This is a genomic window from Streptomyces sp. NPDC050674 (genome assembly GCF_040654575.1).
GTDB lineage: Bacteria > Actinomycetota > Actinomycetes > Streptomycetales > Streptomycetaceae > Streptomyces.
In genome coordinates this window covers 502150-521752 of the sequence record NZ_JBFAIG010000002.1, presented here as the reverse complement: position 1 = coordinate 521752, position 19603 = coordinate 502150, and the positions used below count along the sequence as shown (strand labels likewise).

Annotated in this window: 20 protein-coding genes; 7 read left to right on the top strand and 13 right to left on the bottom strand. The window is 73.4% G+C overall.

The genetic code is table 11. The features are described from left to right. Positions 1-89: 89 nt before the first annotated feature. The 6 genes from AB0I06_RS05795 to AB0I06_RS05770 all read right to left on the bottom strand — a co-directional run bounded on the left by AB0I06_RS05795 (position 90) and on the right by AB0I06_RS05770 (position 8275). Positions 90-1454 carry a hypothetical protein gene (locus AB0I06_RS05795; RefSeq protein ID WP_363117469.1) on the bottom strand — a complete coding sequence of 455 codons (1365 nt, stop codon included), beginning with the start codon at positions 1452-1454 and terminating at the stop codon, positions 90-92. Beyond that, positions 1451-2284: an ABC transporter permease gene (locus tag AB0I06_RS05790; RefSeq protein ID WP_363117468.1), complete on the bottom strand. Its 834-nt coding sequence runs from the start codon at positions 2282-2284 to the stop codon at positions 1451-1453. The genes AB0I06_RS05795 and AB0I06_RS05790 overlap by 4 nt, the downstream gene beginning before the upstream one ends. Then, positions 2281-3366: an ABC transporter ATP-binding protein gene (locus AB0I06_RS05785; RefSeq protein WP_363117467.1), complete on the bottom strand. Its 1086-nt coding sequence runs from the start codon at positions 3364-3366 to the stop codon at positions 2281-2283. The genes AB0I06_RS05790 and AB0I06_RS05785 overlap by 4 nt, the downstream gene beginning before the upstream one ends. Then, the gene (locus tag AB0I06_RS05780; protein ID WP_363117466.1) at positions 3363-4763 is read right to left on the bottom strand and encodes a lanthionine synthetase C family protein; all 1401 of its coding nucleotides are present in this window, start codon (positions 4761-4763) and stop codon (positions 3363-3365) included. Before AB0I06_RS05780 ends, AB0I06_RS05785 begins: the two co-directional genes overlap by 4 nt. Beyond that, on the bottom strand, positions 4760-7981 hold the full coding sequence (locus AB0I06_RS05775; protein ID WP_363117465.1) for a lantibiotic dehydratase: 3222 nt from the start codon (positions 7979-7981) through the stop codon (positions 4760-4762). Before AB0I06_RS05775 ends, AB0I06_RS05780 begins: the two co-directional genes overlap by 4 nt. A gap of 126 nt (positions 7982-8107) precedes the next feature. Continuing rightward, complete coding sequence (locus tag AB0I06_RS05770) at positions 8108-8275, bottom strand: gallidermin/nisin family lantibiotic (protein ID WP_086603600.1); 168 nt, start codon at positions 8273-8275, stop codon at positions 8108-8110. Between the two features lie 254 nt (positions 8276-8529). Between AB0I06_RS05770 and AB0I06_RS05765 the strand changes: the two genes are divergently transcribed. The 7 genes from AB0I06_RS05765 (at position 8530) to AB0I06_RS05735 (ending at position 13896) form a co-directional block, all read left to right on the top strand. Continuing rightward, a complete protein-coding gene (locus AB0I06_RS05765) occupies positions 8530-9087 on the top strand; it encodes a sigma-70 family RNA polymerase sigma factor (RefSeq protein ID WP_363117464.1) in 558 nt (185 codons plus the stop codon). Then, positions 9084-10067 (top strand): hypothetical protein, encoded by a 984-nt coding sequence (locus AB0I06_RS05760; protein ID WP_363117463.1) that lies wholly within the window; start codon positions 9084-9086, stop codon positions 10065-10067. Before AB0I06_RS05765 ends, AB0I06_RS05760 begins: the two co-directional genes overlap by 4 nt. Before the next feature lie 148 nt (positions 10068-10215). Then, positions 10216-10842 (top strand): hypothetical protein, encoded by a 627-nt coding sequence (locus AB0I06_RS05755; RefSeq protein ID WP_363117462.1) that lies wholly within the window; start codon positions 10216-10218, stop codon positions 10840-10842. Next, positions 10843-11697 (top strand): hypothetical protein, encoded by an 855-nt coding sequence (locus tag AB0I06_RS05750; RefSeq protein ID WP_363117460.1) that lies wholly within the window; start codon positions 10843-10845, stop codon positions 11695-11697. 5 nt (positions 11698-11702) lie between these two features. After that, positions 11703-12635 carry an ATP-binding cassette domain-containing protein gene (locus AB0I06_RS05745; RefSeq protein WP_363117459.1) on the top strand — a complete coding sequence of 311 codons (933 nt, stop codon included), beginning with the start codon at positions 11703-11705 and terminating at the stop codon, positions 12633-12635. Next, complete coding sequence (locus AB0I06_RS05740) at positions 12632-13069, top strand: hypothetical protein (protein WP_363117458.1); 438 nt, start codon at positions 12632-12634, stop codon at positions 13067-13069. Before AB0I06_RS05745 ends, AB0I06_RS05740 begins: the two co-directional genes overlap by 4 nt. Positions 13070-13155: 86 nt before the next feature. Further along, on the top strand, positions 13156-13896 hold the full coding sequence (locus AB0I06_RS05735) for a DNA-binding response regulator (protein WP_363117457.1): 741 nt from the start codon (positions 13156-13158) through the stop codon (positions 13894-13896). Between the two features lie 146 nt (positions 13897-14042). Here the strand turns inward: AB0I06_RS05735 and AB0I06_RS05730 are convergent, their stop codons facing one another. From AB0I06_RS05730 to dnaJ, 7 genes are all read right to left on the bottom strand, one after another. Further along, the gene (locus AB0I06_RS05730) at positions 14043-14756 is read right to left on the bottom strand and encodes an ATP-binding cassette domain-containing protein (protein WP_363117456.1); all 714 of its coding nucleotides are present in this window, start codon (positions 14754-14756) and stop codon (positions 14043-14045) included. A 1-nt stretch (position 14757) separates the two neighbouring features. After that, positions 14758-15564 carry an ABC transporter permease gene (locus tag AB0I06_RS05725; protein ID WP_363117455.1) on the bottom strand — a complete coding sequence of 269 codons (807 nt, stop codon included), beginning with the start codon at positions 15562-15564 and terminating at the stop codon, positions 14758-14760. A 120-nt stretch (positions 15565-15684) separates the two neighbouring features. Next, complete coding sequence (locus AB0I06_RS05720; RefSeq protein ID WP_363117453.1) at positions 15685-16065, bottom strand: DUF4288 domain-containing protein; 381 nt, start codon at positions 16063-16065, stop codon at positions 15685-15687. Between the two features lie 45 nt (positions 16066-16110). Beyond that, complete coding sequence (locus tag AB0I06_RS05715; RefSeq protein ID WP_363117452.1) at positions 16111-16452, bottom strand: hypothetical protein; 342 nt, start codon at positions 16450-16452, stop codon at positions 16111-16113. 116 nt (positions 16453-16568) lie between these two features. Further along, positions 16569-17690 (bottom strand): substrate-binding domain-containing protein, encoded by a 1122-nt coding sequence (locus AB0I06_RS05710; RefSeq protein WP_363117451.1) that lies wholly within the window; start codon positions 17688-17690, stop codon positions 16569-16571. Between the two features lie 268 nt (positions 17691-17958). After that, positions 17959-18411 (bottom strand): helix-turn-helix domain-containing protein, encoded by a 453-nt coding sequence (locus AB0I06_RS05705; RefSeq protein ID WP_363117689.1) that lies wholly within the window; start codon positions 18409-18411, stop codon positions 17959-17961. A gap of 5 nt (positions 18412-18416) precedes the next feature. Beyond that, entirely contained in the window at positions 18417-19598 is a 1182-nt protein-coding gene (gene dnaJ, locus AB0I06_RS05700; RefSeq protein ID WP_363117450.1) for a molecular chaperone DnaJ, read from the bottom strand. Positions 19599-19603: the final 5 nt, after the last annotated feature.

The following is a 19603-nucleotide window of genomic DNA, read 5'->3' as shown; positions in this document are numbered from 1 at the left end:
GGCCCACTTGAGACCGGTATGTGCGGGGCGCCGCAGGGCCGGTGGCTGCACGCCGGGTGGTGTGCGTGCAGCGTTGCGCGACCGGCCGGTCAGTCGTGCGGGGCGTGACCGGAGCCGTCTGTGGCGGAGGCGCACCAGCCCGCCGCGAGCAGGGCGGCGGCGGAACGTGCCAGGGGCGTGCCGTCCCGCCCCAGTGCCCGAAGGGCGCTCAGCACCGCGGCCAGCCCGGGCCGGTCGTGCCGCTGGGCACACACCACCAACAGCGCTTGCCCGGCCGTGGACCAGGCCGTCCGCTCCTGGTCGGTCGCCCGGGCCGCCGCGGCGCGGACGGCCGCGGACCAGCGGCGGATCTCGTCCGCGTCGGGGGCCGCGTCCGGGGACGTGGCGGCGAAGGGTGCGGTGTGCGGTGACGTCGCGCGGGCAGGCTCCGGCCGGCGGGCCACGCGGCCCTCCCCGGAGGAGTTCAGGCGGACCGCCGCGGCCAGCCCGGCGGCCAGCGTGGTGTGGTAGCAGGTGCCGAAGAGGTAGGCGTCCGCCTTCTCGCCCGTCAGGCCGGGCAGTCGCTCCGGCCGGTGCACCGGTCCGGGCACCGCTCCGTCGGGTCGCTGGGCACGGGCCAGCGTGTCCCAGCCTCGCGTCACGGGATCCCCGTCCGGCCCGTCCACGTCCCGCGGTCCCGCCGGGCACAGCAGGTCCGCACACAGCAGCAGTTCCGCGACGAGGTCGAGGTGACCGCGCATCAGGCCGACGTCGAGCAGCAGGAGCACGGTCTCCAGCACGAGGCCGGGGTCCGGCTCGGCGGTCGGCAGGGGACGCGCGCCGAAGTCCGTGGCGTAGAACAGGGCGTGGGTGAAGGCGTAGGTCTCGCTCTCGTCGAGAAAGAGCGGATCCGGCCCGAGGGCGGGCAGGCTCTGACCGTAGAGCGTGACGGTGTCGGGCAGCCCGGGCGGGGCCGCGATCCCCGCGCGGTCGAGGAAGAAGCGCATCTCGAGCCGGTTGAGGACGGGCTTGTGGGGCCGGGTGTGCCCGCCGGCGCCGACGGCGAGCAGGGCCAGGCACTCCTCGCGCAGCGCGGGCCGGGGGCGGCCCAGTATCCCGAGCAGCGCGACCAGGTTGAGGTGGTAGGGGAAGTACGGGTCGGCGCGGCGCAGCCGCTCCGCGAAGCCGGGGTCGTCCACGACGCGCTCGGCCAGCGCGAGCGCGCCCTCCCACAGGGCCGCGGGAACACGCACGCGCGCCGGGGCAGCCCGGTCCAGCAGGCGCAGGAGACCGAGCAGTTCGAGAAGCGGTCCGGGCCGGAACGGCCGCCGCGGCAGCATCCGCTCCCACTGGTCGGGGTCGAACCAGGCGAGATGCTCCTCCAGCCACCGGACCACGCCCGACAGCAGGACTACGGCCGGGTCGTCGGGGACGGCCGCACCTGGAGCGCGGGAGCGGGTGTCCGACGCGCTCACCGGCCGCTCCGCAGCCGCAGCAGCGTCAGGGCCAGGACCAGGACGGCGCACAGCGCGGCGAGGTCTGCCTGCCAGGGGTGAAGGCCCGCGCCCCCGAGCAGACACTGCCGGGCCAGGTCCACCGCGTACGTCATCGGGTTCAGGTGCATGGCGGCAGCCAGCCAGCCCGGGGCCTCCTCCGGGCTGAACACCGAGCCCGACAGGAACAGCATCGGGAACATGGCGAGCTGGACGGTCGACTGCAGGGTCTGCACCCGCTGGATGAGGGTGGCCAGGCACAAACCGATGACGCTGAACAGCGCGGCGGTGAGCGCGAAGCAGCCGGCCGCCGCGGCGAACCGGAACGGAGTGAGCGGCACTCCGGCGAGCGGGGCGAAGGCGAGCATCACCACGCTCTGCACGGTGACCATTCCGGCGCCCGCCGCGACTTTGCCCAGCGGCAGGCAGATCCGGGGCACCGGGGCGACGAGCAGTTCGCGCAGCACTCCGTACTCCCGGTCCCAGGCGTACGTCTGCCCGGAGGCCACACCGACCGAGACGACCTGGATGGCGATGATGCCGGGGAACACATAGGCACTGAACGGGGTCCCGGAGCCTACCGAGCCGATCATGCCGTCGAAGCCGACGGCGTAGACGAGGACGAAGAACACGATCTGCACGGCCTGGCTGACCAGCATGCCCGGCCGCTTGACCTGGCGCAGCAGGTCCCGGTGGGCGATGACCGAGATGGCGCGCAGGCCGGTGGACAGACGGTCCGCGAGCGTTTCCCCGGCGCCGTCCGAGGTGCCGGGGGCGGGCCTTGCGGGGCCGGTGGCGATGTCGGTGGTCACGGGGTGCTCACCTGCCTGTCCTCGGCCGCGGCCAGATAGACGTCGTTCATGGACGGGTGCCGCACGGCCAGCGTCAGGCCGGGCACCTCCACGGCGCGCGCCACGTCGGCGATCCGTGTCTCGGGATCGGAGCAGTGCACGGCGAGGCCGTCCGGCTCGGTGAGGGGGTCGAACCCGGCGGCGCGCAACTGGGCGGCGGCGCGTGCGTCGTCGTCGCTCGTCACCACGATCCGCGAGGAGTCCAGGCTGCTCTTGAGCCGGGCCGCGCTGCCCTGCCGGACCACCCGGCCCTCACGAAGGATCACGATCTCGTCGGCGTACTCGGCCTCGTCCATGTAGTGCGTGGAGTACAGCACCGTCACGCCGAGCTCGTCGCGCAGCCGGGTCAGGTCGGTCCACACGTCGCTGCGGGCGCTCGGGTCGAGGCCGTTGGTCGGCTCGTCGAGCAGCAGCAGCCCGGGCCGGTGCAGCAGGGCGCGGGCGATCTCCACCCGCCGGGCGAGACCGCCGGAGAGCTCCTCGACGGGCTGTCGCCGACGGTCTGTGAGCCCGAACAGGTCGAGCATCAGCGCGATGCGTGCCCGGGCGTCGGAGCGGCGCATCCCGAACAGCCGGGCATGGAACCACAGGTTGCGTTCCACGGACAGTTCCTTGTCCAGGGTGCGTTCCTGGAAGACCAGCCCCAGCGCCCGCCGTGCGGCCGTCGGTGACCGGCGTACGTCGTGGCCGAAGATCCGCACACTGCCCCCGTCCGGGCGGGAGGCGGTCGACAGCACCCGCATCAGGCTCGACTTGCCGGCGCCGTTCGGCCCGAGCAGTGCCGTGATCCGGCCGGGCGGGGAGGCGATGTCGACGCCGTGGACCGCGGTGACCTTCCCGTAGCGGACCACCAGCCCCCGCACCTCGTAGGCCGCCACTCCCACCGGTCCCGGCCCGGGGGTGGCCGCACCGGCCGTGTGGCTCACCGAGCCGTCCACCCGTACACCCACGTGCCGCTCCTCCCGGATGTCTGTCAGTTCCTCCCGCGCGGCGGCCGTCAGGCTGTCCCGCGGGCCCGCCGTGCCGGGCCGTGCGCCGCTCATGCCAGCCCCAGACATCGGTCCCAGGGCAGCGGTCCGGGGCGGTCCGGCAACAGGGCCAGGGCGACGCCCGCCGCACCCTCCAGCATCCCGGCGACATTCAGGGCACGATGCGGGACGGGCGAGTGCGCGGCGGCGGGGAAACGCATCAGGTGGCGGAAGCCGAACGGGGCGTCCTCGTCGAGGCAGTCCAGGATCATGCCGGTCAGCCGGGTCCGGCCCGCTTCCAGCACGGGGTCGTGTGCGTCGCGGGTGACGCGGGAGAGGACCGCGAGGAGGCCGGCGTAACCGTGGCAGACGGTCGGGCCGTCGACCGCCCAGCGTGCCTCGTCCCGGCGCAGCGCCGCGTGCAGGGCGTCCACCGCGGCGGCGCACCAGCCCGGCTCGTCCAGGACCCGGCCCGCACGGTGCAGGGCCGCGGCGACGCCGGGCGTGCCGTAGCACCAGGCGGTCCGGGTGAACAGGGCCCGGGGCCGCTCGGCGGCCGTCTCGTCGTCCCAGCCCGCCCGGGCCGGCCAGTAGGGGCCGGTGTCGTCGTGCAGCGTCCATCCCAGCAGCCAGTCGGCGATGCGGCGCAGTGCCTGCGTCAGGCCCGGCACGTGCCGGCCGCGTTCGGCGGCGGCCGCCAGGACCGTGAGCGGGCCCGCGATGCCGTGTGCCAGGCCGAGGTTGAAGTCGCCCCTGGGGTAGTCGCGCCGGTCCCGGTCGCTGATCTGCAGGGCGGCCGGCACCCACCAGCCGGGCACGGTGCGGGTGCCCCCCGGGACCGCCGCCTCCACCGGCTCGGTGATGGCGACCAGGTGACGCAGCGAGGCGTCCAGTGCCCGGGCCACCTCCGGGGAACCCTCCGCCGGGTCGTCCACCGCGTCGAGCAGCAGCCGTGTCGTTCCCGACAGCCCGTTGATCAGGTCGTAGGCGGCCCAGTCGACGCCCTCCTCACCGCGCGCGACGCGGGCCCGGAAGGCCGCGAGCCGTTCGAGCTGGTCGTCCGCGACCCAGGCGGCCAGGCGCCGGCGCAGCGAGGCGTAGTGCCCGTCTGCACCGGCGCAGGTCTGGGCGGCGGCGAGCAGGGCGGCCGGCCCGGAGAAGAGGCCCCGGCTGGGCGCGCCGGCCATCGCCCGGCCGGCGGCGGCCAGGTGCCGGTGGGCCACCGTGCGCCACGAGGGGTCCTCGCGTGACAGCTCGCCGTACAGCAGGGCGGTGCCGGGCAGGCCGTTGGCCAGGGTGAGGGGGCCCCACATGACGGCGTCGTACACGGGGTCCCGGTTGTCGTCCCGGGAGGCAACGGCGGCCACCGACTCGGGATCGGCGAGCCGCTCGGCGACCAGGGCGACGGCGTGGCGGGCCTGCTCCGCCCAGGGGGCCGGCGCGAGGTCCGGCGTACCTGCGGTGGGGCTCATGACACATGCCTCCGGCGGTTGAGGTGGTCCTGTACGGCGCCCCGGGCGATGCCGAGCACGGTCGTCTCCCGGGCGGTGGATCCGCCCAGCAGCCGGTTGCACACCATGTGCATCAGGCTGCCCACGACCCGCCCGTCCGGGGTTTCACGGGTGTCCCGGACGAGCCGGCCGAGCCTGCGCACGGCGTCGTCCCGGTCGCGCAGGGCGCCGAGCACGCGGGCGCCCAGCGGGTCGGAGGACAACTCCGGCCAGCCTCCGTACGGATCGACCACACGGCGCCAGTGGGCGGCTCGTTCACGGAACGCGGCGGGCAGATCGCGTCGCGACCCGGTCATGGACAGCCAGGCGGCCGCGGCGTCGTCCCCGCAGTCCTCGACGAGCAGCGGGTGCCCGGGGTCGGGGGGCCCGAAGGCGTGGGCGAGGGCCGCGCAGGAGATCACGGCGAGATCGTCCACCCGGCAGCCGGACAGCGGGCCGGGGGCGGCGTCGGACGGGTGGCCCCGGCCGGTCTCGTGGGCGATGCGCAGCAGTTCCACGGCGGCCTCGCTGTCGTACCGGAAGACGTCCTCCGCGGCCTCGATGGCGTCGGCGCCGCCGTACCGCTCGGTCTCCGGGTCGTACTGAGCCACCACGTGGGAGCGCAGCAGACCCCGCCGCTGCCAGTCGTCCAGGAGCTCGCCGACGGACGCGGCGACCGGGCCCCACAGCGTGCGGCGGTCGGCATGCAACCGCACTCTCAGGTGGTGGCCGGCGTCGTCGGTGTAGCGGATGAAGAACCACCGGTCGGCACCGAGCTCGCGCGCCCGCCCGACCAGGTCGGGCAGCTGGGTGCGCACCAGGTCGTCCTGGGTGCGCGCGGAGCCGTACAGCTTGAGGTGGAGCCAGTCGCCGCCGAGCCCGTGGACGGTGCGCCGCGCCGACAGATGGCCGGCGTACGGGCGGTACGCCGGGGCGGCGGAGCGGCGGGCGAGCGGCACGACGATCTCCGCCGTGTGCCCGGCGAGCGGGCTGTCCAGCAGGCCTTCGTGTTCGCCCGGCACCTCCTGGGCGATGAGATCGGGGTTGCGCAGCAGTTGATCGCGCAGCAGTTCCCGGTGCCAGACGTGGTCGAGGTCGAGCAGCAGCCGCTGGTCGGCGGTGACGGCGAGGACCTGGCGCGGCACGTCCCACCGCTCACGCCACGCGCCGACCGCCCCGTCCCATCTCTCGCGTCCGGTGGTGCGGGCGTCCTCGGCGGGTCCGCGCAGTTCGTCGAGCCGCCAGACGGCACCGGCCAGGACGAAGCGGCCGTAGCGGATCCTGGGCACGCACGGCGCCTGGGCGAGCGGCCCCCAGTTCCACGGCTCCCACAGGCGCTGCCCCTCCAGGCCGATCTCCCACAGCAACCGGGCCGCGTTGGGCGCCTGGGCCGGGGCGCTGACCATGTTGCCGAGCACGGGCACGATCTCCCGGCCCGTGGGCAGGTGGACGGCGGTCAGCCGGTCCAGGGTCGCGCCGATCCCGATGTCGGCGAGGCGCAGTTCCTCCACACCGGGTGCGTCGGGCACGCCGACGGAGATCCGCCGGCCGGTCGCGGGGACGGTGTGCGCGAGGTTGGACGCCCGGCCCGACCTGGTCCGGAACGCCAGGTCGGCGGCGACGGCACCCTCGACGTGCACCGGTGAGCGCCGGTGCAGTTCGGCGAACGGGCCGCCCCAGCCGGGTTCCTGGTCGGCGAAGCGGGCGAAGGTGGAACCGGCGCGGTGGGACCCGGGCGAGGGCGACAGGAACACGAGGAACTCGCCGTCGGTCAGCGCTTCCGTGGAGGCGGCGACCACCTGCACGGTGATCTCGCAGGAGTTCTGGACCGACTGCGGCTCGGGCTCGTCGTGCGCCAGTTCGGCCAGCTCCGCGTCGGTGATGACGATCTCGCGCCGCCGGTCGCGCAGCGCCGTGGCCGCGAGTCGCGCCATGGCCCGGTCGCGTCGGGCGGTGCGCACGTCGTCCGGCGGCTGCGGGGTGGCCTCGCTGTTGGGCCAGCCGTAACCGGCCGGCGCCCCCAGTCCGGTGGCCGGGTCGAGGAGGTCCAGGACGGGCACCAGGCGGTCGGCGCCGTACACGTCGAGGAAACGCCGGTGGTAGTCGCGCAGCGCGAACAGCCCGCGTTTCGGTCGCGACAGCCGGTACATCACGTCCGCCGCCCGCTCGATCTCCTCGCGCACCGCGTACGGCAGGTGCAGGACGGCGTCGAGCCGGGTGTCGATGTGCAGGGGCGTGTCGTCCCGCTCGACCTCCCGTGCGGCGTCGAGCATCCGGCGCAGCGACTCCCGGCCCGCGCCCGGTGGCTGCGCGTCGTAGGCGGCGCGGTCGCGGTCGAGACGGTGCAGCGCGGTGCGGACCTGTTCGGCGGCCGGGGACGCGTCCGGAACCGCGTCCAGGACGGTCAGCACGTGCCGCAGGGGGTCGCCGCCGTTCAGCGGCGGCCGCAGTGAACTGATCAGGATCTCCTGCCGGATCAGCTCGTCCAGCAGGGACCGCACCCGGTGCTCGGGCGCGCCCGGGAAGGCCGAGGTGAGCCGTTCGACGAGCAGCGGGTACGGCACCGGCCCGCGGGACTCCCGCACGGCCCTCGCCACCACCGGGGTGTTGCGTACGGACACGGTGGCGTGGCCTTCGCCGTCCGCGCCCGGCGCCGTCGCCGGGGCCGAGGGGGCGGTCAGGACCAGCCGGTCGCCACGGACGGTCAGCGCCTGGTGGGCCTGCACGTCCAGGGCGGCCCGCACGGTCGGGTCCTGTTCGAGACGGTGCGTCACCTTGGTCAGCCACTGCATGTCGACGTGGGTGCGGGTACGGTGCCCGGTGCCGCGCGCGGCCTTGGCCGTGGAGTCGAACTCCCCTGTCGTCACGCCCGCGAAGAGGCCGAAGGGGGTGGGCCGGGTCCGCATCCGGATGTCGTAGCGCAACACGGCCAGGGCGGCCCGGCGCAGCCGGCTCGCGGTGAGTCCCGCGTCTCCCTGCCGGGCCACGCGGCGCACGAGCGCGCTGAGTGCGGGTGAGGCGAGGAGAAGGGCCTCGTCCAGGACGGGATCGGCGGCGGCACCGGCCAGCAGCGCCACGCAGGCACCGGTGTCCTCGGGCGGGGTGCCGTCCCCGGGGAGGGTCGGGCCCGGTGCGGCGGCCTGGGCCGCGGGTGCGCGGAGCAGGAAGAGGTCCGCCGCGCGGAACAGCGTGTCCCCCAAGATCTTCCCCCTTGTGTGGACGGGCCGGCATCGGTGGGCGGGCCGGTTTGCGCGAGGGCCCGTTTTCGGACGGGAGCGAGGCCCGGAGGCCGGCCGGGGTCCCGGCCGGCCTCCGGGGGCAGGGCGTCAGCAGCAGTGGCTGCAACCCGAACCGCCGCCGTCGCTGGTGCAACCCGGCGTGCAGTAGGAGATGGACGTGATGGCCGGGCCGGCGACCGACTTCTCCACGCCGATCTCCAGGTCGAGGTCGAACAGGTCGGCCTCGTCGTGCTGTGCGATTCCGTGCGTGCCCATGTCAGGCTCCTTCGTCGGAAGAACCGGAAATGTGTTCGTCGGATCGATCCGTGGAGCACGGAACCATGCCCCGAGGCCGGCGCTCAACGGCTCGTGGCCGGGCTGGCAGTAATGGCAGTCCCCTGGCAGCGGTGGTTACGCCGGGGCGCCACCGCAGTCACCGCTGCGGTGGCCGCTGAAGCGGTCCCGCGGAAGTGGCCGAAACTTTCGGTGCCGACGTGAACCATGGCAGCACCGCGCGCTACGTACTTCGTGTGTGTTCGGACGAAGCCCTGCTGACCGCCGCCGCCCGTGGTGACCAGACCGCCCTGCGGACCCTGTACGAGCGGCACGCGGCCGCCATGCTGCGCCTGATCCGCAGACTCACCTCCGAACCGGCCGTGGCTGAGGAGATCCTGCAGGAGTCCTGGCTCGCGGTCTGGCGGTCCGCAGCCGGCTTCCGCGGGGAGTCCTCGGTCCGCGGCTGGCTGCTCGGGGTGGCGCGTCGGCAGGCGCACAACCAGCTGCGCCGGTCGCGCCCGCCCCTCACCGATCTCGACGAGGCGGAGCACGTGCCGCACCCGGATCCCGGGGTGGAGGAACAGGTCATGGTGGCCGCCGAGCGCACCGAGCTGCGGGAGGCCGTACGCGCCTTGCCCGAACACCTGCGTGAAGTGCTGGGGCTGGTCCTCGTGGAAGAACTCGCCTACCCGGAGGTGGCCGCCGTCCTCGGCATCCCGGTGGGCACCGTCAAAAGCCGGATGTCCCATGCGCGCAGGCGGCTGGGCAGCATGCTCGCCGCCTCGCGGCTGGAAGGAACAGGACGACGATGAGTGAACACCTCGCGGACGAGGAACTGGTCCGGCTGGTGCGGGACACGCCCGGTGAACAGCAGGCCGCCTGGACGCGCCACCTGGCCGAGTGCGCGGGCTGCCGGACCCGGCTCGCGGACTGGCGCGCCGTCGGGCGGGCGGCGGTCGAGGCGGAGGACGTCCGCACCCTGGCCGTACCGTCCTTCGACCGGTTGCTGGGGCCCGCGCTGGCCGCCGCGACGGCCGGCCCCCGGGACGCCGCCCAGGCCGGCCAGACGCCGGAAGACGCCCGGACGCCCGGAGCCGGGGCGGGCGCACCGCCGGTACCGGTTCCGTCCCCGCACGGCCCGGCCGCCGCGCACCGGATGCCGCGCTTCCCCTCCCCCTGGCGTCTGGCCTGGCAACTCGCCCGGACCGAGGCCGCGATGATGCCTCGGTCGCTGGCTCCGCTGACCGCGATCGGGCTGATCGCGGCCGCGGTGCTGGCGCCCGTGCTCAGCGAGGAACGCCTCGGGCTGCGGCTGTTCGGCGCGGTGTGCGTGCTGCTGGTCCTGCCGGCGGCCCTCACCGTGGCATCACCGCGCCGGGATCCGCGTCACGAACTGCAGTTCACCCTTCCCCTGCCTCCCGGCACCGTGTTCCTCGCCCGGATGGCCGTCGTGCTCGGCGCCGACCTCCTCCTGGCCGTGCTGTGCTCGGCGCTGGTCGGGGGGCCGGGGTGGTGGCCGGTGGTGACCGACTGGCTGGGCGAGGCGCTGCTGGCCGCGTCACTCGCCCTGTCCCTGGCGGTGCGCGTCGCGCCGGCGGCCGGAGCGGCGGCAGGCGGCACCCTGTGGCTGGCAGGCGTCGTGACAGGGCCTCAGGGGCTGGTGTCGTCGCCGTTGGAGACCGTACTGGGACACGTGCTGTCCACCACGCCGTGGACCGTGGCCGCGTCGGTTCTCCTGCTCGCCTGGGCCGCCACGGCCATGCGCCGCTATCCGTCCGGACACGCTCCCTGAGGTGACCACCACGGGAAAAGCGAACCGCGACTCCTGTGAACCCCTGGCCGTCCTGGCGCTACGTACAGGGTGGCCGCCGTCTTCTCGCCGGGTACTCCCCCGGCCCTGCGAAGAGGCGGCGGCCTCCGAGCCGCAGAGAGGAGTACTGATGACTGCCGGCGCCTGGCACGCATGGCTCCACGAGGCCCGTCGCTGCGGGCGTGGCGCCCTGGTCCTGCCGCTCCTCGCCGCCCTCACGGCGTGGGCGGCGACGGCCACCGGGCCGGGCGGCGGGGCGCTGCTCACCCGGGCGCTGATCACCACGGCGGTGCCCGCAACCACGGCCCTGGCCTGTGCGACCGTGGTCGCCCGGGAGCCGATGGCGGAACTGCACCTGACGCTGCCCACCGGCTATCCGCGGACCGTGGCCCGCCGCCTGTGCTGGCCGGCCGGGGTGACGGCCGCCGCCGCTGTCGGCCTGGCCGTCGCGCTGACCGCCACCGACCGGCCCATGGGCACCGCCGTCCTGCTCACCGAACTCGCCGGACTGACGGTGCTGCTGACGGGCTGCGCGGTGTGGGCCACCGTGCGGGCCGGGTCGGCGGGCGCCGGCGCGGGTCTGATCGCCGCGCTGTGCCTGGCCAAACTGCTGCTGGTCGACCGGATCGCGCCGCACGGCGCTCCCCAGGGGCTGCCCGCCTCCATGACGGGCATCGCCCTGACCGCCCTCGCCCTGCACACTCTCGGCGACGCGGAACGGTCGGGCGTTCTGACGAGGGATCACCAGGAGGGTTGAGTGTCCGCACACGGAACACCACAGAGCCGGACCCGCACGGCGGTGCCGGCCCCTGGAGCCCGTACGGCCGCGCTGCTGTGGAGCATCCGCTACGAGGTGCTGATGGCGACCCGGCGCCGTGCCGTCTGGGCCGCCGTGCTGCCGCTGGTCGCGCTCACCCTGTTGCTCGCGTTCACCTCCCCGGTCGTCACCGGCGCCTCGGATCCCGTGGCCCGGGTCGGTGTCACCGCCGTGCTCGTCAACTCCTTCTGCACGCTCGGTCTGGCCCTGGCGCTGACCGACCGGCTGCGCCGCAACCTGGAGGCCCGGGGCCTGCCGGAGCTGCTGGCCGCGACCCCCTCCGGCCGGCTGCCCCGCCTCATGGGCTCCCTGCTCGGTCCGCTGCTCACCGCACTGGCCCCGGTCGCCGCGCTGCTCCTGGCCTACGGGGCGTTCCTGTCGCTCACCGCCGGCAGTGTCAGCCCCCTGGCCGCGGCCGTGGCGGCCCTGGGTACGGCCGTTCTGCCCGCCGCGGTGCTGGCGGCGGCCGTGGCCGGGCTGCTCGGTGTGCTGATGCCGACGGCAGCCGCACGGGCCGTCACGGTGGTGCTGTGGCTGTGGGCGACCAACTTCCCGCCCCGGTTCTCCCCCGTGCCCACCCCCACCGGCACGGTGCTGTCACCGCTCGGCGGCTACCCCCTGGTGGCCTGGGCCGGCGCCCCGGACGTCTGGGCGGCGCGCGGCTCGGCCGGTCCCCTGCGCCCGGACGTCACCACCACGTCCGCCCTGCTGAACCTCGCCCTGGTGCTGCTGACCGCCGCGGGGTGCCAAGCCCTCTGTCTCCTCACCGCACGTCTTCGACGACACGGAGCCTGACCCCGATGAACATCACGACGGAACGCCTGACCAAGGTCCACTCGGGTGGCCGGCGCGCTCTGGACCACGTCGACCTGCACATCGAGGGCGGCACGGTCGGTCTGCTGGGTGCCAACGGTGCCGGGAAGACCACGCTGCTGCGCATCCTGACCGGGGTGTTGCGGCCCACCTCGGGCCGCGTGGTCGTCGGGGGCCACGATCTGGCCACCACGGCGGGTCTGAACGCGATGAAGCGGGCCCTGGGGTATCTGCCACAGGAGCTCTCCCTGTATCCGGACCTGTCGGCCCGGGAGTTCCTCGACTACATCGCCGTGCTGAAAGGGCTGCACGACAAACGGGAACGCCGCAGGCAGGTGGAGACACGGCTGGCCGAGGTCGGCCTCGAGGAGGCCGGGCGGGAGCGGCTGGGCGGCTTCTCAGGCGGCATGCGGCGGCGGGTCGGCATCGCCCAGGCGCTGCTCGGCGATCCGTCCCTGCTGATCGTGGACGAACCGACCGCCGGCCTCGACCCCCACGAGCGGATGCGGTTCCGCGCCCTGCTGGCCGGGCTGGGCGGCGGCCGCACCGTGCTGTTGTCCACCCACATCCTCGACGACGTGGCCCAGACCTGCCCGGAGGTCGCCGTGCTCACGGCGGGGCGACTGGTCTTCCACGACACCACCGCGGCGCTCATCAGCCACGCGGCCGGCTGCACATACGTACTGCCGGCCGGCGCGCCGGCACCGCCGCCGGGCGCGGAGGTGGTCAGCGCCGTCACCACCACGGCGGGACCCGAGTACCGAGTCGTCGCCACCAGCGCCCCGGCCGGCGCCCGGCCCGTTCCCCCCACCCTCGAGGACGGCTACGCGGCGCTCCTCAAGGCCACCGGCCGCTCCGTCAACGCCTCTGCCTCATCCCGTAGTTCATCCGCGAGTTCCAGCGAGGTAGCCAGTACATGACTCACGACACCGCATCCCCCCACACCACCCGCCCCGGACCGGCCCTGCGGTCCAAGACCGGGCCGGTCCTCGCCCTGTGCGCTGCTGCCCTGCCGTTTCTGCTCACCGCCTGCGGCGGCAGCGGCACCTCCCATCCGAGCACCACTCGCCCGGAGCCCCTGCCCAGCCCGACCTCCACCACCCAGCGCATCAGCGAGCGCAACCTCGGCTACACCTGGCCGCTCACCGTCGACCACGGCACCGCCCGGTGCGGAAAGGACAACCAGGCGCTCTTCACCAGCCCCGACGGCACCACGTACGCGCTGAACGACCGCGCCCGTGACGCCGGTTACCGCGACATCGGCCCGCTGCGCGCCAAGGGCGACGACGGCGACCCGATCAGTCTCGGATCCCTGCTGACCAAGACACTGAGACTCTGTGGGGCCGCCGGCTGACCACCGGCCCTCGCAGCGCCGCCCGGACCATGCGGCGCTCTGCCTTCTGCCCACCGCAGATTGACGAACCACGGGGGAACAACGCTGTGCCGCAGCTCATTGTCAAAAACCGTCTTCACGTCCTCGCGCACACCGGCCTTCAGGCCCTCCTGTCGACGCCGGACACTCCGCTGAGCCTCCTGCTGGCCGGGCTCGACCGCGTCGACTTCGTCGACGACGCCCGGCTGGCCGCTCCCGGCGAACCCCAGATACCCGTTTTCCTGCCGGTGTCCAGCGAACTCCAGGCGGACCGGCTGCGCGCGTTGCGCACCCGGCACGCCATGGCCCTGCTGATCGCGGTCACCGACGACGTCTCGGGACACCTGACCCACGACGCCATACGCGCGGGGGCGAGTTCCGTCTTCAACCTCGCCATCACCGAGGAACGGCAGACCGACCTGTTGCTCGCGCAGTTGCGCGCCCACCGCGCGCCCGGCGCGCCCTCCACCCCGGTCCGGTTGTGCTACCTGCCGGACGCTCCCGCGCACCCGCCCGCCGCGGCGGCACCGGGCCCGGCCCTCCCGGCATCGCCGCGGATCCCACCCCGCGCGCAGTCGGGCGGCGGGGCCGGCTACGACGCCGAGTTGCTGCGGATGCTGTGCTCCCCGGCGACGGTGTCGGAGATCGCCCGGCGCAACTACTGCTCGGAGCGGTCGATGTACCGGCGCATCCGCCGGCTGTACGACACCTTCGGCGTGTCCGGCCGCAGCGAGCTGCACGCCCGTGCGGCCGAGCTCGGCCTGATCGGCGAGGACGGCCCGCGCGAGCGCATCCGCCGAGCCGGCTGACACCGGCAACTCAGGGGGTGCCGCACCGGCCCCGGCCCGACGCGGCACCCCCGACACCCCGCCCGGCCCCACCGGGCTCCCCAGCTCCCGGGCGCCTGCCCTTCTCGGTGGGCGGGCCCCGGAGCGGTGGTGCGGGGCGTCACGGGCTAGCGGATTCCTGCGTCGGCCGTCTCCACCAAGCGGAAGAACCCCGCTTCCACGTTCCCGTCGACGGCGAGTCCGTCCACCGGCCCCTCGTACCGGGTCCGGCCGGCCACCAGAACCTGCACCCGGTCGCACACCTGGGCCACTTCCGCCAGCTGGTGGCTGGCGATGAGCACCGCCACCCCTTGGCCGGCCAGCGACCGGATGATGCCGCGCATCTCCCGGATGCCCACCGGGTCCAGACCGTTCGTCGGCTCGTCCAGGACGATCAGCCGCGGCCGGGCCAGCAGGGCCACCGCGATACCGAGCCGCCAGCGCATGCCGAGCGAGTACTCCTTCACCCTGCGCTGCCGAGCGCCGGTCATGCCGACCAGTTCCAGGGCCGGGTCGATCCACTCGGTGGGCACCCCGCGCAGCCGGGCGTGGATGCCCAGGGTCTCGTCGGCCGTGAGCTGGGGCCACAGGCCCGGTACTTCGATGAGCGCCCCGACCTCGGCGAGACTGTCGCGCCCCACGGGCCTGCCGAGGATCTCCAGCGTGCCGCGGGTCGGCCTCTGGAGCCCCAGCAACACCTTCATCAGGGTGGTCTTCCCGGCCCCGTTCGGGCCGAGCAGACCGTAGACCTCGCCCGGCTCGACCGTCAGGTCCACCCCGTCCAGGGCCCGGTGGGCGCCGTAGTGCTTGTGCAGGTCACGGATCAACAGCGCGTGGCTCATCTCAGATCTCCTTACGGATCATGTGAAGTCGCCCCACGGCGAGCAGCACGGCGGACAGGACCGCGGCGAGGATCACGGCGAGCGGGATGGCACCGGGGTCGGTGACGGGGCTGTCGTCGGGCAGCGGCACGCCATTCGGCCCGATCCCGGCCAGCGGCAGCACCACCCGCATCGGCCAGGCGAAGGGCACAGCGAACCAGAACGTCTTGTCGGAGACGAGCGCCCCGCACAGCAGCCCGGCGACGCCCACCCCGATACTCGGGCCCATGCCCCACACGACGGCCACCAGCGTCGCCATCGCCGTCATGGACAGGCCCACCAGCCAGGGCAGGTAGACGGCGGCGGCGACGGTTCCGAGGGCGTCGGGGAACTGCCCGCTGAGCGCGGCGCCGAGGGTGAGCATCACGAGCAGGACGGTGGACGAGACGAAGCCGAGCACGCCCAAGGCGGCCACCTTCCCCACGAAGTACCGGCCGCGCGGCACACCGTAGGAGAGCAGCAGCCGCCACGCGTCCTGGTCCGCGCGGACCGAGAGCGCCGCGGCGAGGCCCGCCGTCATCGGGACGAGGACGCCCCAGAACTCCAGCGTGACGTTCCGGAACACCTCGAAGGTCTGCCCCGACTTGGCCTCCGAGGAGCCGAGGGCGCCGAGGAAGAGCGGAACGGTGATGATCACCGGTGCCAGCAGGTGGTACCAGACGAGGAATCCCCGCTTGAGCCGGGTCAGTTCCGTGCCGGTCACGGTCACCAGCGAGGGCTTGTCGCGTTCCGCCGGCTTCGGGGCGGCGGCTGTCGTGTCGTGTCGCATGCCCGGTACGTAGCCGCGCGCCGGGCTCCGGTTCACGACGGGACGCGAAACGCGGCCGGGCCGGGCACGGGAGACGGTGTCCGTCCCCGTGCCCGGCCCGGGCCGAGCGGCCGCTCGCGGCTAGGGGGTGTCGTCCTCGCGGGCGAGCAGTGGTTCCACCCGCTCGTACGCCGCCCAGTCGCGGAAGTGACGCGTGTACAGGTCGGCGTCACCGCCGAGGTCGGTGTCCTCGGCCTCCTTCACGTCGACGATCGCCTTCAGTCGCCAGGTGACCGTCTCCTGCCGGTCGTTCAGGTAGCTGGTCTCCGCCGCGCGCGCCCGCCGCTCGACCCGCTCTCTGGCGGACCGCTCGTCGGTCGCGTGCACCAGGACGAAGTTCTCCTGGTACAGGGGCTGCTCCGGTTCCCCGGCCGGGGCCGGTCCGGAGGTGGACGCCTCCATCACCACCAGGGCGACGTAGGGCTGCGGGGCCGGCTGCTCGGCACCGGTTCGGTCGGTCACGCTCGCTCCTGTCCGCACGTCGGTCAACGCGCCGAACGCCCTCCGCTACTTGTCGAAGCGGCGGTCGTTCAGCAGCTTCCACGCCTTGACATCATCCCGGTCGCCGCTCTGCTTGCCCGCGAAGATCTCGCCGAGCGTGCGCGACAGGCGGTCCGTGGGGAACTCCCGCCGGATGGAGCCCTTCTTGCAGCGGGAGATGAACTTGGCGGCGACCTCGTCGTGGTTGTCCCCCGCACGGCAGTTCCGGGCGGCGGCCAGGTCGTCCGCGGCCGAGACGGCCACCTGCCCGGACACCTGAGCCGGTGCCGCGGACACGGCGGGCGCCACCAGACCACCGATCGACAGGGCGAGTACCGCGGACGCCAGGACGCGGCGCATTGCCTTCATCTCGAACCTCCCAAGGGTCGGGTCGTCATCGGACGATCCGACCCTTCCACCGCCCGTGCGCCCGCAGGGGCGTTGGCAGGGAGGTTGGCAGTCCCGCGTCAGTGTCCCGCCCGCACCTACTTCAGCCCGATCGCCCGGCACGCCGCCTTGTACTCGGCCGTGCAGATGTCCGACAGCTTGTAGATGTCGTCCGCGACCACCGTGTCCTTGATGTTCTCCTTGGTGAGCGCGACCACCGGCACGAGCTGGGCCGGGATGTCCTTGTCCGTGGGGCTGTCGACCTTGTCGCGGGTGAGGGAGGCGAACTGGATGTCGCGGCCCTGGACCTTGGCGACGGCCATCTCCGCGGCGTTCTCCGCCTCCTGCGGGTAGGACTTGTACACGCTCATGTACTGCTCGCCGCTGATGATCCGCTGCACGGCCGGCAGCTCCGCGTCCTGCCCGGTGATCGGGGGCAGGTCGCTCACGCCCGCGGCCTCCAGGGCCTTGACGATCCCGCCCGCCATGCCGTCGTTGGCGGAGTAGACCGCCGCGATGTTCCCCTTGCCGATCTTCGCGATCGCCTTCGCCATGTTGGCTTCGGCGTTCTCCGGCTTCCAGTCCGCGGTGTCGAAGGACGCGGCGATGGTCACCTTGCCGTTCAGCTCGGACATCGCCCCGGCCTTGAACTGCTTGGCGTTCGGGTCCGTCGGCGAGCCGTTCATCATGACGATCTTGTCGGACAGGCTCGCGTTCTCGCCGATGGCCTCCAGCAGGGTGCGGCCCTGGACCTCGCCGACCAGCTCGTTGTCGAAGGAGATGTACGCGTCGATCGGGCCCTCGGCCAGCCGGTCGTAGGCGATGACCGGGATGCCGGCCTCCTTCGCCTTCTTCACGCCGCCGGCGATGGCGTGCGAGTCGACGGCGTCCAGCAGGATCACGTCGACCCGGTCGTCGATCATCTGCTGCAACTGGCTCGCCTGCTTGTCCGCGTTCGCCTCGGCGTTGGCGTACGCGACGCGGCCCTTGTCGTTGGTGAGCGACTCGACCTTCGTCTTGATGATCGGGTAGTCGAAGTTTTCGTACCGCGTGTTCGCCTTCTCCGGCAGCAGCAGTCCGACGGTGATGTCGTTGCCCTTGGCCGGGCTCGCGTCGTCACTGCTCCCCGTCGCGTTGAGCACGCCGCAGCCGGCGAGCGTGACGGACATCGTGGCCGCGGCCACGGATATGGAGATACGACGACGCATGCGGGGGCTCACTTCGCGTGTGATTCGGACGTGGGCACAACATTGGTGCCCATGTGACTGAAAAGCCAACGCGGAGGCGCCCCCCAGCGTCAAGCGGAACCACTTAACGAGATGACAACACCACGCTCCGCAAGCGTTGTGAAGACTCTGCGGAATCATCTTCAAGTGCCGTGCACCACTCGGTCATCCACCGGAGGGCCAGCGAAACCGGGGCAAGACCTCCAAAGCATGCGAAAGGGGCCGGGAGTCAACTCCCGGCCCCTTCACCCGCGTACACGCGTCAGTCGGACTGCTGCTGCCTCTTCGGCCGCCACACCACCAGCGCGCTGGTCTGCTGCACCTCCTGGTACGGCACCAGATCGCGGCGGTACGACGCGTGCACCGCCGCCTCGCGCTGGCGCATCGCCGCCGCCGCGCCGTCGAGCGCGTCCTGCATCTCGGCGATCCGGGCCTGGAGCGCGGCGACCTGGTTCTCCAGTTCGATGATGCGCTTGATTCCGGCCAGGTTGATGCCCTCGTCCTGCGACAACTGCTGGACGGTGCGCAGCAGTTCGATGTCACGGGCCGAGTAGCGGCGGCCCCGGCCCGCGGTGCGGTCCGGAGACACCAGGCCCAGCCGGTCGTACTGGCGCAGGGTCTGGGGGTGCAGGCCGGACAGCTGGGCCGCCACCGAGATGACGTAGACCGGGGTCTCCTCGGTCAGTTCATACGGATTGCGCCGACGACCGTCCATCTGACTCATGCTCCCTTCGCGGCCTGGAACAGCTCCGCCCGCGGATCCTCACCCGCGGTCGCCTCGCGATACGCCTCGAGTGCGTCACGAGCCTTCCCCGACAGGTCCTTCGGAACACTCACCTCGACGGTGACCAGGAGGTCGCCGCGGGTGCCGTCCTTGCGGACCGCGCCCTTGCCACGGGCGCGCATGGTGCGCCCGTTGGGCGTGCCCGGAGGCAGCTTCAGCGTCACGGGCGGGCCGCCCAGGGTGGGCACCCGCACCTCGCCGCCGAGGGCCGCCTCGGAGAAGGTCACCGGGACGGTGACCGTGAGGTTGTCCTCCTTGCGGCCGAACACCGGGTGGGAGTCCACGTGCACGACGACGTACAGGTCGCCCGCCGGGCCTCCGCGCTCGCCCGGCGCTCCCTTGCCGCGCAGCCGGATCCGCTGGCCGTCGCTGACGCCCGCGGGGATGCGCACCTGCATGGTCCGCGAGGACTTGGCCCGGCCGCTGCCCTTGCAGACCTCGCAGGCGTTCTCCGCGATCAGGCCGCGGCCCTTGCAGTCCGGGCAGGGGTCGGTGAGGGAGAAGCCGCCACCACTGCCCCGGGCGACCTGCCCGGTGCCGACGCAGGTCGGGCACACGCGCGGTGTGCCGTTCTTGTCGCCGGTGCCCGAACAGGCCTTGCAGGGCGACTGCGAGGACATGCGCAGCGGGACGGTCGCGCCCTCGATCGCCTCGGTGAAGCTGAGCGTGACCTCGGACTCGATGTCCTGGCCGCGCCTGGGCTGCGTCCGCGCACCCGGGCCCGCGCCGCCGCGGTTGAACAGGCCCCCGAAGACGTCACCGAGCCCGCCGCCGAAGCCGCCGGCTCCCTGGCCGCCCTGGGCGCCGCCTCCGAAGAGGTCGCCCAGGTCGAAGTTGAAGGAGCCGCCCGCGCCGCCCGGCCCCGGGCGGAAGCCGCCGTTGCCGAAGAGGGCGCGCGCGTCGTCGTACTCCTTGCGCTTCTTGGGATCGCCGAGGACGTCGTTGGCCTCGGAGATCTCCTTGAAGCGCTCCTCCGCCTTGACGTTTCCCTTGTTGGCGTCCGGGTGGTTCTCGCGGGCGAGCTTCCGGTACGCCTTCTTGATCTCGGCCTCGGTGGCGTCCTTGGGGACGCCGAGGACCTTGTAGTAGTCCTTCTCGATGAAGTCCTTGGTGCTCATCCTCG